14 protein-coding genes and 1 tRNA gene are annotated in these 14,117 nt (G+C 65.0%); 13 read left to right on the top strand and 2 right to left on the bottom strand.

Going from position 1 to position 14,117, the window contains the following annotated elements; translation table 11 throughout:
- Genes G471_RS0107630 through G471_RS0107615 form a run of 4 tightly spaced genes read left to right on the top strand, consistent with a single transcriptional unit; the run spans position 1 to position 2,598 of the window.
- Positions 1–1,290, top strand: coding sequence for a M16 family metallopeptidase (locus G471_RS0107630; protein ID WP_028994832.1), 1,290 nt, complete (start codon positions 1–3; stop codon positions 1,288–1,290).
- The gene (gene rsmD / locus G471_RS0107625) at positions 1,287–1,829 is read left to right on the top strand and encodes a 16S rRNA (guanine(966)-N(2))-methyltransferase RsmD (RefSeq protein WP_028994831.1); all 543 of its coding nucleotides are present in this window, start codon (positions 1,287–1,289) and stop codon (positions 1,827–1,829) included. Before G471_RS0107630 ends, rsmD begins: the two co-directional genes overlap by 4 nt.
- Positions 1,826–2,320, top strand: coding sequence for a pantetheine-phosphate adenylyltransferase (gene coaD / locus G471_RS0107620; RefSeq protein WP_028994830.1), 495 nt, complete (start codon positions 1,826–1,828; stop codon positions 2,318–2,320). Before rsmD ends, coaD begins: the two co-directional genes overlap by 4 nt.
- A 20-nt stretch (positions 2,321–2,340) precedes the next feature.
- The gene (locus tag G471_RS0107615; RefSeq protein ID WP_028994829.1) at positions 2,341–2,598 is read left to right on the top strand and encodes a YfhL family 4Fe-4S dicluster ferredoxin; all 258 of its coding nucleotides are present in this window, start codon (positions 2,341–2,343) and stop codon (positions 2,596–2,598) included.
- A 62-nt stretch (positions 2,599–2,660) separates the two neighbouring features.
- Here the strand turns inward: G471_RS0107615 and G471_RS0107610 are convergent, their stop codons facing one another.
- Both G471_RS0107610 and mutM read right to left on the bottom strand, forming a co-directional pair.
- Positions 2,661–4,610, bottom strand: a complete 1,950-nt coding sequence (locus G471_RS0107610) for a dynamin family protein (protein ID WP_028994828.1) — start codon at positions 4,608–4,610, stop codon at positions 2,661–2,663.
- 65 nt (positions 4,611–4,675) lie between these two features.
- Positions 4,676–5,509 carry a bifunctional DNA-formamidopyrimidine glycosylase/DNA-(apurinic or apyrimidinic site) lyase gene (gene mutM, locus G471_RS0107605; RefSeq protein WP_028994827.1) on the bottom strand — a complete coding sequence of 278 codons (834 nt, stop codon included), beginning with the start codon at positions 5,507–5,509 and terminating at the stop codon, positions 4,676–4,678.
- 87 nt (positions 5,510–5,596) lie between these two features.
- Between mutM and G471_RS0107600 the strand changes: the two genes are divergently transcribed.
- From G471_RS0107600 to G471_RS17010, 9 genes are all read left to right on the top strand, one after another.
- On the top strand, positions 5,597–7,261 hold the full coding sequence (locus tag G471_RS0107600) for a tetratricopeptide repeat protein (protein WP_028994826.1): 1,665 nt from the start codon (positions 5,597–5,599) through the stop codon (positions 7,259–7,261).
- Positions 7,258–7,827: a lipoprotein insertase outer membrane protein LolB gene (lolB, locus tag G471_RS17015; protein ID WP_051295352.1), complete on the top strand. Its 570-nt coding sequence runs from the start codon at positions 7,258–7,260 to the stop codon at positions 7,825–7,827. The genes G471_RS0107600 and lolB overlap by 4 nt, the downstream gene beginning before the upstream one ends.
- Positions 7,809–8,672: a 4-(cytidine 5'-diphospho)-2-C-methyl-D-erythritol kinase gene (ispE, locus tag G471_RS0107590; RefSeq protein WP_051295351.1), complete on the top strand. Its 864-nt coding sequence runs from the start codon at positions 7,809–7,811 to the stop codon at positions 8,670–8,672. The genes lolB and ispE overlap by 19 nt, the downstream gene beginning before the upstream one ends.
- Before the next feature lie 75 nt (positions 8,673–8,747).
- Positions 8,748–8,824 (top strand) — tRNA-Gln (locus G471_RS0107585).
- A gap of 90 nt (positions 8,825–8,914) precedes the next feature.
- The gene (locus tag G471_RS0107580; RefSeq protein WP_028994824.1) at positions 8,915–9,865 is read left to right on the top strand and encodes a ribose-phosphate pyrophosphokinase; all 951 of its coding nucleotides are present in this window, start codon (positions 8,915–8,917) and stop codon (positions 9,863–9,865) included.
- 55 nt (positions 9,866–9,920) lie between these two features.
- Positions 9,921–10,523, top strand: a complete 603-nt coding sequence (locus G471_RS0107575) for a 50S ribosomal protein L25/general stress protein Ctc (protein ID WP_028994823.1) — start codon at positions 9,921–9,923, stop codon at positions 10,521–10,523.
- 69 nt (positions 10,524–10,592) lie between these two features.
- Positions 10,593–11,171, top strand: a complete 579-nt coding sequence (pth, locus tag G471_RS0107570; protein WP_028994822.1) for an aminoacyl-tRNA hydrolase — start codon at positions 10,593–10,595, stop codon at positions 11,169–11,171.
- Positions 11,172–11,191: 20 nt separating this feature from the next.
- Complete coding sequence (ychF, locus tag G471_RS0107565) at positions 11,192–12,283, top strand: redox-regulated ATPase YchF (RefSeq protein WP_028994821.1); 1,092 nt, start codon at positions 11,192–11,194, stop codon at positions 12,281–12,283.
- A gap of 11 nt (positions 12,284–12,294) precedes the next feature.
- Positions 12,295–14,034, top strand: coding sequence for a putative bifunctional diguanylate cyclase/phosphodiesterase (locus G471_RS17010; protein ID WP_043421161.1), 1,740 nt, complete (start codon positions 12,295–12,297; stop codon positions 14,032–14,034).
- Positions 14,035–14,117 lie beyond the last annotated feature (83 nt).

Raw genomic sequence — 14,117 nt, 5'->3', positions numbered from 1 at the left:
ATGAAACGACTGCTCACCGCAGCCATCACCTTCCTTGCCGCCCAGACGGCGCTGGCCGGCGTTGCCATTGAACACTGGACGACAACCAACGGCACCCGCGTCTACTTCTCGGCCGCACCGGCGCTGCCCATGCTCGACGTGCAGATCGACTTCGCCGCCGGCTCGATGTTCGATCCGGCCGACAAGGCCGGGCTGGCCGCACTGACCCGAGGCATCCTCGACCTCGGTGCCGGCGAGCGCGACGAAACGGCAATCGCCGAGCAGCTGGCCGACCTCGGCGCCCGCCTCGGCGGCGGCGCCGACACCGACCGCGCCAGCCTCTCGCTGCGCACCCTGACCGCCGCCGACAAGCTGCCAGCGGCGCTTGCCGTGCTCACCGACGTGCTGCGCCAGCCGCATTTCGACGCCGCCATCCTGGAGCGAGAAAAGGCCCGCACCATCGCCAGCCTCAAGGATGCGATGACCCGCCCCGACAGCATCGCCGGCAAGGCCTTCTGGGAAGCGCTGTACCCGGATCACCCCTACGGTCGCCAGGCGACGCCGGACAGCGTGGCAACGCTGACCCGCGACGATCTGGTCGATTTCCACCGGCGTCTGTACACCGCCGGCAACGCCAGCATCGCCATGGTCGGCCAGCTGACGCGGGCCGAAGCCGAAACCATTGCCGAGCAATTGAGCCTGGCCCTGCCGGCCGGCACCCCGCCGGACCTGCCGAAGCCGCCGGGCACCGCCCGCGCCCGCACGGTGGCGCTGGCGCACCCGGCCAGCCAGGCCCACATCTATCTCGGCCTGCCGGCCATCGAGCGCGGGCATCCCGATTTCTTCCCGCTGCTGGTCGGCAACTACACCCTCGGCGGTGGCGGCTTCGTCTCGCACCTGGTCCAGGAAGTCCGCGACAAGCGCGGTTTCGTCTACAGCATCTACAGCTACTTTGCCCCGATGCGCCAGACCGGCCCCTTCCAGATCGGCCTGCAGACCCAGCGCAAGCAGGCCAGGGAAGCGATCAAGGTGGTCCGCCAGGTGGTCGGCGATTTCGTCGCCAAGGGACCGACCGAGGAAGAACTGGTCGCGGCCAAGGCCAATCTCTCCGGCGGCTTCCCGCTGCGCCTGGACAGCAATGCCAAATTGCTCGGCAACATCGCCGTGATCGGCTTCTACGGCCTGCCGCTCGATTATCTCGATCATTACCGGGCACGCGTCGAGGCGGTCACCGCCGACGAGGTACGGGCGGCTTTCGCCCGCCATGTCCGCCTCGGCAATATGGTCACGGTCACGGTGGCGGCAGAGTGAATTCGGTGCGTATCGTCGGCGGCGAGTTCCGCCGCCGCGTCCTGCGCTTTCCCGACAGCGAGGGTCTGCGGCCGACGCCGGACCGCGTGCGCGAAACGCTGTTCAACTGGCTCGGTCAGGAACTCGACGGCTGGCACTGCCTCGATCTGTTTGCCGGCAGCGGCGCACTCGGTTTCGAAGCCGCCTCGCGCGGTGCCACCCGCGTGCTGATGATCGAGAATTCACCGCGCGTGCTGGCGGCGTTGCATGAAAACCACGAATTGCTCCATAAGCCGGCCAGCGTGGAGATCAGGCGCGGGGATGCGCTACAATGCTTGGCTTCGGTGCACGACGCGTTCGACCTGATCTTTCTTGACCCGCCTTATCACAAGGGCTGGCTGCCGCGCCTGGCGCCGCTGCTGGACAAGGCCCTGAAAGCGGATGGCGCGCTGTACGTCGAAGCGGAACACGAAATCGATTCGCTCGCCGGGTGGCGCACCACACGCCACGGCAAGGCCGGCGGCGTCCATTACCACTTGTTGCGGCGAGCGACGGATTGAACAAACTTAACCACCGCGTAGCGATCTACCCCGGCACCTTCGACCCGATCACCCGGGGCCACGAGGATCTGGTGCGCCGGGCCGCAACCCTGTTCGACAAGCTGATCCTGGCGATTGCCGAGAGCCCTTCCAAGCAGCCGCGATTCACGCTGGCCGACCGGGTCGACATGGCGCGCGAGGTGGTCGGCGACCTGCCCAACATCGAGATCGTCGGCTTCAACACCCTGCTGATGAGCTTCGTTCATGAGATGGGTGCCAAGGTGATCGTGCGCGGACTGCGCGCCGTGTCCGACTTCGAATACGAATTCCAGATGGCCGGAATGAACCGCAGCCTCTATCCCGAGGTCGAAACGGTGTTCCTGACCCCGGGCGAGCAATACATGTTCATTTCCGCAACGATGGTGCGGGAAATTGCGCGCCTGGGCGGTGATGTAGGAAAATTCGTCCATCCTTCTGTAGAAAAGCGCCTGCGGGCAACAACCACTGCTTAAACGAGAGAGGAACTAGAGTCATGGCTCTGCTGATTACCGACGAGTGCATCAATTGCGATGTGTGCGAACCGGAATGCCCGAACGAGGCCATTTCCCAGGGCGAAGAGATCTATGTGATCGACCCGGCCAAGTGCACGGAATGCGTCGGCCACTATGACGAACCGCAATGTGTGCAAGTCTGCCCGGTCGATTGCATCCCCAAGGATCCCAGCCACGAGGAATCCGAGGACCAGCTCTGGACCAAGTACGAGAAGCTGACCGGCAACTCGCGCCCCTGAGCAGCATCACGTAAAAAAGCCCACGATTCGCGTCGTGGGCTTTTTTGCGTTAACCGCCGGGTTCAGGCGGCGCGAAGTTCTTCCATCTGTTCCGGCGACATCAGGTCGCGGACGCGGAAGTCGATGTCGTCGAGCATGGCCAGTTGCCGTTCGAGCACCTGACCGACGCTTTCGAGTTCGCTGATCCGGTCTTCCAGCGTATCGGTCGCCTGATGGATGCGCTTGATGCTTTCCAGGCGGCGCTTCAACTGGATCTGGTGCTCGCGCACCTGGGTTTCCATCGGCGCCATGATCGCCCGCAACCAGGCCTCGGCATCGCGGTTGGCACGTTCGAAGGCACGGCGGACCTGGATGGCGACTTCTTCGAAGAACTTTTGCGTGATGTTCTTCTTGTCGTGCGTCAACAGCGAGACCATGGTGTTCAGGTGGCTGTCGCACCAGGCTTCCAGACGGTCGATTTCCTTTTCGTAACGCAGCAGCGAGAAACTGGCCGGCGAGCCGAGCTTGAGCCCGTGTTCGACGGAGAACTTGCGATAGACCGCGTCCATCATCGCCAGGATTTCGCGGACCTCGTTGCCGGAATCGCTCAAGGCCTTGCGCGACTGAACGAAGAACGACTGCATTGCCGCTGACAAGCTGCGCGAGAAGGTGGCTTCGAGCATGGTGGCGCGCGTTTCGCCAGTCAGCTGGCGCAGGCGATCCATGCCGAGATGGGCGAACAGGTTGTTGGTCAGCGTCGAAAACACGCTGCGCACGGCGTAGTAACGCTGCAGGCCTTCCTCGAATTCTTCCTTCTCGGCGCGGACCTTGCCCATCATGTATTCGACGACGCCGCGATTCTTGCCACGCAATTCGGTCAATTCGCCCAGTTGCTCGCGCAGACCGTCGAGCCGGGAATCGAGCAGGGCGCGCACGCGCCGGACAACGTCGCCGAATTCGCTTTCGGTACTTTCGCAGACGATCTCGCGCTTGGCCGGAATCAATTCGCCGGACAGCGCAGCTTCGAGCGCCGGCAGGCGGCTGCGCGCCAGCAAGTCGGCATCGTCGTTGATCTTGGCCACCAGCCCCTTCTGGGCGGAAACCGGGAACACCTGCGAGGTCGGCAGATCGAGGATGGAGGCACAGCTATCCACCTGGCGCGCAATCTCGGCTTCGATTTCCGCTTCGGTCTTCAGTTCGTCCCACTGGCCGTCGATCTTGTTGAGTACGACCATGCGCCCGCGCCGGGTCGAACCGCCGGTGCAGATGTGTTCCTTCCAGATGTTCAGGTCGGACTGGGTGACACCGGTATCGGCGGCCAGGATGAACAGCACGGCATGGGCGTTCGGTAACTGGGACAGGGTCAGTTCCGGTTCGGCACCGATGGCGTTCAGCCCCGGCGTGTCGAGGATGACCAGCCCCTGCTTGAGCAGCGGATGCGGGAAATTGATCAGTGCATGGCGCCAGCGCGGCACTTCGACCAGACCGTCGTCACCGACGCGGTACAGGTCGACCTCGCCGCTACCCACCTCAAAACCCAACCGACCGGCTTCCTCGGGCGTCACCCGGGTGGTTTCGCTGACGTGGCGCAAGGCTTCCTGCAGGCTTTCCGGCGAATCGACGTCGAGCGGCAGCGTGGTCCATTCCTCGGGGAAACGCTTGTATTCGCTGACACCAGAATTCGAGGCGCGGGTCTGGATCGGCAGCAATTCGACGCCCGGCAGCTTGTTGCCATCGAACAGCAACTCGGTCGGACACATGGTCGTGCGGCCGGCCGACGAGGGCAGCATGCGGTCGCCGTAGTCGGCAAAGAAGATGGCGTTGATCAGTTCCGACTTGCCGCGCGAGAACTCGGCGACGAAGGCGACATTCAGCCGGTCTTCGCGCAGGCGCTCCTGCAATTGCGCGAGCCGCAGGTCGATCTGGCCGTCGGACAACTCGTTGTCGCCCAGCCAGCGCTGGAATTCGGCAATATCGTTGGACAGCAGCGTACGCCACGCGGTGTAAGCGGCAAATTGATTGGCAAGCGACATGGCAACGACCCCAGCGAAGAACCGAACTTCAATTTAGCATAAATTCAGCGGCTTGCCGCCGGCTTTCAATGCTGACAGCCTGGACAGTAATAGGTGCTGCGCCCGGCCTGGCGGATCTGCCGGACCACGCCGCCGCAGCGAAGACAGGGCTGCCCGGCGCGGTCATAGACGCCGGCCTGGATCTGGAAGCAGCCGGCACCGCCGTCGCTATGCACGTAATCGCGGATGCTGCTGCCACCGGCAGCAATCGCCGCCGACAGGGTTGCGCGCACGGCATCGACCAGCACGCCGCAGCGCAGACGGCTGATCCGGCTGGCCGACCGCAAAGGGGAAATACCGGCACGGAAGAGGCTTTCCGACGCGTAGATATTGCCGATGCCGACCACCAGATGCCCGTCCATCAACACCGGCTTGACCGGCGCATTGCGCCGCGACAGCGCGGCGTGCAGCCAGTCGGCCGTGAAATCGTCGGCCAGCGGTTCGAGACCGAGCACGGCGATCAGCGGATGCGCGGCGGCGGCGGCCGGCGGACCGGGCTGCCAGAGGATGACGCCGAAGCGGCGCGGATCGGCGAAGCGCAGTATCTGCGTCGGCAACATCAGGTCGAAATGGTCGTGTTTTTCCGGTGGCAGGTCGGGCGGCACGAAACGCAGGTTGCCCGACATGCCGAGATGGATGATCAGCGTTCCCGACAGCCCCTCACGCCGGCAATCGATCAGCAGGTACTTGCCGCGCCGGCGGACATCGACGATCAGGTAACCCGGCAGCCAGTCGCGCAGCCCGGGCGGAATCTCGTGGCGCAGCTTCGGTGCCCGGATGACCACACCCCGAATCTGCTGCCCCATCAGTTCCGGGGCGATCCCCAGTCGGCAAACCTCGACCTCCGGCAATTCCGGCATTGCTTGTTCCTCCGCGCATTCCCAAATAACATCGCAAACTTGTCCGTTATTATGCGTTCAAACACGCACGCCATCCGGAAAGCCATCATGTCCCCGAAGCAACTCGTCGTCGCCCTCACCCTGGCCCTCGGCCTGCCGGCCTGGGCGGCCACCCCATCCGCCGAAGAAGACCTGCTCGGACGCACGGTATTCCAGGTCCTGCTCGGCGAACTGGCCTTGCGCGAAGGCGCCGTCGACCTCAGCGTGCAGGCCTGGGCCGACCTGGCCGAACGCACCCGCGACCCGAAAGTCCTGTCCCGGGCCGTCGAGATCGCCGGCTTCGCCGGTGACAACGTCCGGGCACTGCAACTGGTCCGACTCTGGCTCGAAGTCGAACCTGAATCGAGCACGGCCCGCCAGTCGCTGGTCGCGCTGCTGATCCAGACCCGCCAGCTCGATCAATTGCGCCCGCACCTGGCCAATCTGCTCGAAGCCGACAAGGAAAACCTGGCGAACAACCTGCTGCACCTGAACCGCATGCTCGCCCGGATCACCGACAAGGCCGGCGTGCTCGACCTGCTCGACAGCGTGCTGGCCGGCTACCGCGAGCTGCCGGAAGCGCATTTCGCGCTGGCCCAGGCGGCACTGGCCGCCAATGACACCACCCGGGCGCTGGCCGAAACCGAACAGGCGCTGCGCCTGCGCCCCGACTGGGAAGCGGCCGCCATCGCCCATGCCAAGCTGCTCGGCCGCAGCAACGCCAGCACCGGCATCGACGACCTGGCGCGCTTCGTCAAACGCTACCCCAATGCCCGCGACGCCCGCCTGGCGCTGGGCCAGATGCTGGTTGCCGAGAAGCGCCTCGACGAAGCCCGCCAGCAGTACCAGCGCCTGCTCAAGGATTACCCGGACGAACCCTCGGTCCTCTATCCGGCAGCCATCCTCGCGCTGCAGGCCGGTGACCGCGACAGTGGCCGTCAACAACTGACCCATCTGCTGGAAACCGACTATCCCGACAAGAGCGGCATCCACTACCTGCTCGGCCAGATCGCCCAGGAAGCCGGCCAGCCGGATCAGGCCATCGGCCATTTCCGCCAGGTCACTGCCGGCGAGCGTTACATCGCTGCCCGCAGCCGGGTGGCGATCCTCCTGCTCAGCCAGGGCAAGCGCGACGAAGCGATCGCCCTGCTGCGCCAGACACGCGGCGCCACCCCCGGCGAACGTACCCAGCTGGCGCTGGCCGAAGCCCAGTTACTGCGCGAAAGCGGCGACGAGGCCGGCGCCTACGCCGCCCTCGAGAAGGCCCTGCTGGGCGCGCCCAACGACCCCGAACTGCTCTACGACGCGGCGCTCACCGCCGAACGCCTGGGCCGCCACGACGCGATGGAAACCCGCCTGCGCCACCTGCTCAAGCTGCACCCCGAGCATCCGCACGCCCTCAATGCGCTCGGCTATTCCTACGCCGACCGCAACATCCGCCTCGACGAGGCTGCCGTCCTGCTCACCCAGGCCATCGCCCTGGCGCCGGAAGACGCCTTCATCATGGACAGTGTCGGCTGGCTGCAGTATCGCCAAGGCAAGCTGGCCGAGGCACTGACCACGCTGCAGAATGCCTACCAGCTCAAGGCCGACCCGGAAATCGCTGCCCACCTCGGCGAAGTCCTGTGGCAACTCGACCGCCGCGACGAAGCGCGCAAGGTCTGGCAGGACGCGCGCAGCCAGCATCCGGGCAACGCCGCACTGAACGCCGTCATCCAGAAATTTCTGCCTTGAAGCGACTGTTCGCCGGCCTGCTCGGCCTTGCCTTGCTGGCCGGCTGCGCGCCGGCACCCATCCAGCCGCTGCCGGCCCGCGATGCGTTGCAGGATTTCGCCATCGAGGCGCGCTTCGCCTTGAAACTCACCCAGCCCGACGGCCGCCAGGAATCCGCTGGTGGCCGCCTGAACTGGACGCACGAAAACGGCATGGACCGCGTACTGCTGGCCAATCCGCTGGGCATCGGCCTGGCCGAAATCGACGCCGCGCCCGGCCGCGCCGTGCTGCGCACCGGTGACGGCAAGGTTTACCAGGCCGAAGAGCCCGATCAATTGCTCGCCGAGGCCACCGGCCAGCCGCTGCCGCTCAGCCGCCTGCCGGCCTGGCTGCTCGGCCGGGCAGCACCGGCCGGCACGCTGGAACGCGACGCTCACAGCCGGCCGCTGCGCCTGCAGGAGGACGGCTGGCTGATCGAATACCGCTACGGCGACGACAACCCCGATGCGCTGCCGCAACAACTGCAGGCCTCGGGCCACAATATCGAATTGCGACTGCGCATCGAAACATGGAAGACCCAACCGTGACCCACCGGGACTGGAACAGCGACTGGCCGGCACCGGCCAAACTCAATCTTTTCCTGCACGTAGTCGGCCGCCGCGCCGACGGCTATCACCTGCTGCAGACCGTATTCCGCTTCATCGATCGCTGCGACACCCTGCGCTTCTCGCCGCGCAGCGACGGCCGCATCGAACTGGCAACGCCGATTCCCGGCGTCCCGGCCGACAGCGACCTGACCGTGCGCGCCGCCCGCCTGCTGCAGCAACACACCGGTTGCCGGCAGGGCGCCACCCTCCATCTCGACAAGCGCCTGCCGATGGGCGGCGGTCTGGGCGGCGGTTCATCGGATGCCGCCACCGTGCTGCTCGCCCTCAACCACCTGTGGCAGACCCAGGTACCCCGCGCCGAACTGGAGCGCCTGGGCCTGACGCTGGGTGCCGACGTGCCGGTCTTCGTCCATGGCCGCAACACCTTCGCCGAGGGCGTCGGCGAGGCTTTCACCGATGTCGAGTTGCCGCCGGCCACCTATCTGGTGCTTCACCCTGAGGTCCAGGTGCCGACCGCGGCCATTTTCGGCGCCCCGGAACTGCGCCGCGACACGCCGGCCATCCGCCCCGCCGACTGGCGTCCGGGCGACGGCCACAACGACCTGGAAGCCGTCGCCTGCGCCCGCTTTCCGGCCGTTGCCGAACATCTGGACTGGCTGCGCCGCCAATCGCCGACGGCGATGATGACCGGCTCCGGCGCCTGCGTCTTCGCCAGCTTTGCCGACCGTGCCGCCGCCGCTGCAGCACTGGCGGCGTGCCCGGCGGGCATGAACGGCTGGCTGGCCGACGGGCTGCCGTTTCACCCATTGGCAGAAATTGTTTAAAAGGGCTGGATTTCCAAAACGCCCTCCTGTATCATTCGCGCCTCGTTCGAACGACACCCAGTTTGAACGAACCGCAGGGGAGTCGCCAAGTTGGTCAAGGCACCGGATTTTGATTCCGGCATTCGAAGGTTCGAATCCTTCCTCCTCTGCCAGTTTCCCTTCGGGCAGGTCTTCGGCCTGCCCGATTTTCATTGTATCGGGCGAATTCGCGGCGCGCGCGGAGTCCCCGGAGGAATGCGGAAATGGCCTACAACAGCCTGATGGTCTTCACCGGCAACGCCAACCCCAAACTGGCCGCCGAAGTCGCCAAGAACCTGAACGTCGATCTCGGACGCGCCAATGTCGGCCGCTTTTCCGACGGCGAAGTCAGCGTCGAACTGCAGGAACACGTCCGCGGTCGCGACATCTTCGTGCTGCAATCGACCTGCGCACCGACCAACGACAACCTGATGGAACTGCTGGTCATGGTCGATTCGCTCAAGCGCGCGTCGGCCGGCCGGATCACCGCCGCCATCCCCTATTTCGGTTACGCCCGCCAGGATCGCCGCTCGCGTTCGTCGCGCGTGCCCATCGCCGCCAAGCTGGTCGCCAACATGCTGGCCGCTTCCGGCGTAGACCGCGTGCTGACCATGGACCTGCACGCCGAACAGATCCAGGGTTTCTTCGACATTCCGGTGGACAACATCTACGCGCTGCCGATCCTGCTCGAAGACATCATGAAGCAGAATTACGAGAACCCGATGGTCGTTTCGCCCGACCACGGCGGCGTCGTCCGCGCCCGTTCGCTGGCCAAGCGCCTCGAATGCGACCTGGCAATCATCGACAAGCGCCGCCCGAAGGCCAATGTTTCCGAAGTCATGAACATCATCGGTGAAGTCGACGGCCGTACCTGCATCATCATGGACGACATGGTCGACACCGCCGGCACGCTGTGCAAGGCGGCTACCGCTCTGAAGCAGCACGGCGCCAAGAAGGTCGTCGCCTACTGCACGCACCCGGTGCTGTCCGGCCCGGCGGTCGAGCGGGTCAACGATTCCGACCTCGACGCCCTGGTCGTCACCGACACCATTCCGCTGCGCGACGATGCCGCCGCCTGCCCGCGCATCCGTCAGCTTTCCGTGGCCGACATCATGGCCGAAACCATTCGCCGGATCAGCAACGACGACTCCGTCTCGTCGCTGTTCATCGATTAAGTTTTTTCAACCTTCCCGATCTGGTCGCGGACCGGGAAACTACTGGAGTAGTACCATGCAATTTGAAGTTATCGCCAATGTGCGCAATCTGCAGGGATCGAGTGCGAGCCGCCGCCTGCGTCGCGCCGGCACCGTTCCGGGTATCGTCTACGGTGGCGATGCCGCCCCGACGGTCATCGAAACCAACCACAACGACCTGCTGCTGAAGATGAAGAAGGAAGCTTTCCATTCTTCGATCATCACGCTGAACATCGACGGCAAGAAGGAACAGGTCCTGCTGCGCGATTACCAGACGCACGCCTACAAGCCGCTGATCCTGCACGTTGATTTCCAACGCGTCGACGCCACCCATGAGCTGCACATCAAAGTGCCGCTCCACTTCGTCAATGAAGAAGCCGGCCCGGGCGTCAAGCTCAACGGCGGCCTGGTCAACCACGTTGCCACCGAAGTCGAAGTCCACTGCCTGGCCAAGGACCTGCCGGAATTCATCGAAGTCGACCTCGGCGCGCTGAACGTCGGCGACAACATCCACGCTTCGCAGCTCAAGCTGCCGAAGGGTGTTGCCGTGGTCAAGCACGGTGAAGACGACCCGATCGTCGTCAGCATCGTCGGCAAGGGTGGCGCCAAGGCTGCCGAAGGCGAAGCTGCTGCCGAGTAATTTCCGGCATTCCGCAGTCATGGCCGCCGCTGGCTTTTTGCCGCCGGCGGCCTTTTCGCATCGACACTCATGACACCTCCGCGCCTCATCGTCGGCCTCGGTAACCCCGGCCCCGAATACGAAGCCACCCGGCACAACGCCGGTTTCTGGTTCGTCGACCGACTCGCCGAGCAACTGAAGCTCAGTCTCGCCCCGCAAGCCAAGTTCTTCGGCAAGGCGGCGCGCGCCGGCGAACTGTGGCTGCTGCAACCGACCACCTTCATGAACCGCTCCGGTCAGGCGGTGGCGGCACTGGCCAACTTCTACAAGATTTCCCCGGCCGAGATCCTCGTCGTGCACGATGAACTCGACCTGCCCCCCGGCGGCATCCGCCTCAAGCAGGGCGGCGGCAACGGCGGCCACAACGGCCTCAAGGACATCCAGGCCAAACTGGGCACGCCGGACTTCTGGCGCCTGCGCCTGGGTATCGGTCACCCGCGCACGCTCGGCCTGGCGCAACAGGTTGTAGACTTCGTCCTGCACCAGCCGCGCAAGGAAGAAGCGCCCGACATCGAACACGCCCTGCACCGCAGCCTGCTGGCCTGGCCCAGAATCGCCGCCGGTGACTACACCGGCGCCCAGCAACAGTTGCACGGCAAAGCCGTCTGACCCGAACACAAGGAAAAACCATGTCTCTGAAATGCGGTATCGTCGGCCTGCCCAACGTCGGCAAATCCACCCTCTTCAACGCCCTGACCAAGTCGGGCATCGCTGCCGAGAACTATCCGTTCTGCACCATCGAGCCGAACGTCGGCATCGTCGAAGTGCCCGATCCGCGCCTGGCGCAGCTGTCGGCCATCGTCAAACCGCAGAAGATCCAGCCGGCCATCGTCGAATTCGTCGACATCGCCGGCCTGGTCGCCGGGGCCTCCAAGGGCGAAGGTCTGGGCAACCAGTTCCTGGCCAACATCCGCGAGACCGACGCCATTGTGCACGTGGTCCGCTGCTTCGACGACCCCAACGTGATCCACGTTTCCGGCAGCGTCGATCCGATCCGCGACATCGAAGTCATCGATACCGAACTGGCGCTGGCCGACCTGGCCACCGTCGAAAAAGCGCTCAACCGCTACCGCCGCCCGGCCAGCGCCGGCGACAAGGAAGCCAAGATCCTGGTCGCCGTACTGGAAAAGTGCTTTGCCCAGCTCGACCAGGGCAAGCCGGTGCGCGCCCTCGACCTGAGCAAGGAAGAGTGGGCGAGCATCAAGCCTTACTGTCTGATCACCGCCAAGCCGGTGCTCTACGCCGCCAACGTCGCTGAAGACGGCTTTGCCGACAATGCCCTGCTGGCCAAGGTCGAAGCCCACGCCGCCGCTGAAGGCGCCCAGGTGGTCGCGTTGTGCGCCGCCATCGAAGCCGAGATCGCCGACCTCGACGACGCCGACAAGATCGACTTCCTCGAATCCATGGGCCTGACCGAACCCGGCCTCGACCGCCTGATCCGCGCCGGCTACAAGCTGCTCGGCCTGCAGACCTACTTCACCGCCGGGGTCAAGGAAGTGCGCGCGTGGACCATCCACGCCGGCGACACCGCGCCGCAGGCGGCCGGCGTCATCCACACCGACTTCGAACGCGGCTTCATCCGCGCCCAGACCATCGCCTTCGACGACTTCATCCAGTTCAAGGGTGAAGCCGGCGCCAAAGAGGCCGGCAAGATGCGTGCAGAAGGCAAGGAATACGTGGTAAAAGACGGCGACGTACTCAATTTCCTCTTCAACGTCTGACACCCACGACCATGCCCGGCACCGCGCTCGCCAACACCAACCCAGCCAGTGAGTTGAGCGCGGCGGTACTGCAACGCATTTTCCTGCAGTGCAGCGAGGCCGTGCTGGTCACCGACCGCAACAACTGCATCGTTGCGGTCAACGCCGCCTTCTCGGAAATGTCCGGTTATCCGGCGGAAGAGGTGATTGGCGGCAACCCCCGGATGTTCGCTTCCGGGCGCAACGAGCCAGCTTTCTACGCCAGCATGTGGCGGGCGATCAACGAGCAGGGCGTGTGGTCCGGCGAGATCTGGGACCGGCGCAAGGACGGCCAGCTCTACCCGATCTGGCTGACGGTTTCGGCCGTGACCGACAACACCGGCGAAGTGAGCAATTACGTTGCCACCTTCACCGACATCGGCGAACGGATCGAGGCCACGCAGCAATTGCTGCACCTGGCCTATCACGATCCGCTGACCCTGCTGCCCAATCGCCTGGCCTTCGAATCGCAACTGGAACTGGCGATCCGCAGTTGCGAGCGCGACCACAAGCAGGTCGCGCTGATGCTCATCGACCTCGATCATTTCAAGACGGTCAACGACACCCTCGGCCACGCCACCGGCGACGAACTGCTGAAGAGCGTCGCCATCCGCCTGCGCGACTGCGTACGCGCCAGCGACATCGTCGCCCGGCTCGGCGGCGACGAATTCGTCGTCGTGCTGCCCGACATCGACAGCGCGATGACCGTCGCCACGCTGGCCGGCAAGGTGCAGCACCGCCTCGCCGATCACAGCCACCAGATCGGCGTGCACAGCCTGTACGCGACGCCGAGCATCGGCATCAGCATCTACCCGGGCGACGGTCGCGACCGCGAAACGCTGCTGCGCAACGCCGATGTGGCCATGTACCACGCCAAGGACCGCGGCCGGAACAACTACCAGTTTTACGCCAGCCGGATGAACGAAGCGGCCGGCGAGCGCCTGCAGATGGAAAATGCGCTGCGTCAGGCGCTGGCATCGATCACGCCGGAACACTCGCCGTTCTCGCTGCACTTCCAGCCGCAGATCAATGTCGCCGACGGCCGCGTGGTCGGCCTCGAAGCCCTGGCTCGCTGGCACGACCCGGTGCTCGGCCAGGTGCCGCCCGACCGCTTCATCCGCATCGCCGAAGACAGCGGCCTGATGCAGCCCCTCGGCGACTGGGTGTTCTGGGAGACCTGCCGGCACATCCGCCGTTTCCGCGAGGCTGGACTGAGCGGCCTGCGTGTCGCCGTCAACATCTCGGCCCAGCAACTGCGCCACGAGGCCCTGCCGATGCTGGTGCGCGGCGTGCTCGCCTGCTACGACCTGACGCCCCAGGACCTGGAACTGGAAATCACCGAAAGCACGGCGATGCAGAACCCGGACCTGACGCTGGCCATCCTCAACCAGTTCTCCGACATGGGCATCGTGCTCGCCATCGACGACTTCGGTACCGGCTATTCCTCGCTCGCCTACCTCAAGCACCTGCCCATCCACCGCCTCAAACTCGACCGTTCCTTCGTCAAGGACATCGAGACCGATGCCAACGATGCGGCGATCTGCTCGGCCACCGTCGCCCTCGGCCACAACCTGGGCCTGGAACTGGTCGCCGAGGGTGTCGAGACCGATATCCAGCGCGAATTCCTGACCCGCCTCGGCTGCGACGTGCTGCAGGGCTTCTTCTACAGCAAGCCGCTACCGGCCGACCAGATCATCGAATACCTGCGCCACTTCCAGCCGGTGACGCCTTAGGGGCGCACGCAAGTCCCTGCGCCGATTAGCAAACTTTCCCTGCGACCCCGCGTTTCTGCGAAAATAGCAGCCCTTTTTGGAAA

It is taken from the genome of Azonexus hydrophilus DSM 23864 (genome assembly GCF_000429605.1).
Classification (GTDB): domain Bacteria; phylum Pseudomonadota; class Gammaproteobacteria; order Burkholderiales; family Rhodocyclaceae; genus Azonexus; species Azonexus hydrophilus.
Note: the sequence above shows the minus strand (reverse complement) of the source record. Positions and strands in the feature narration are given on the sequence as shown.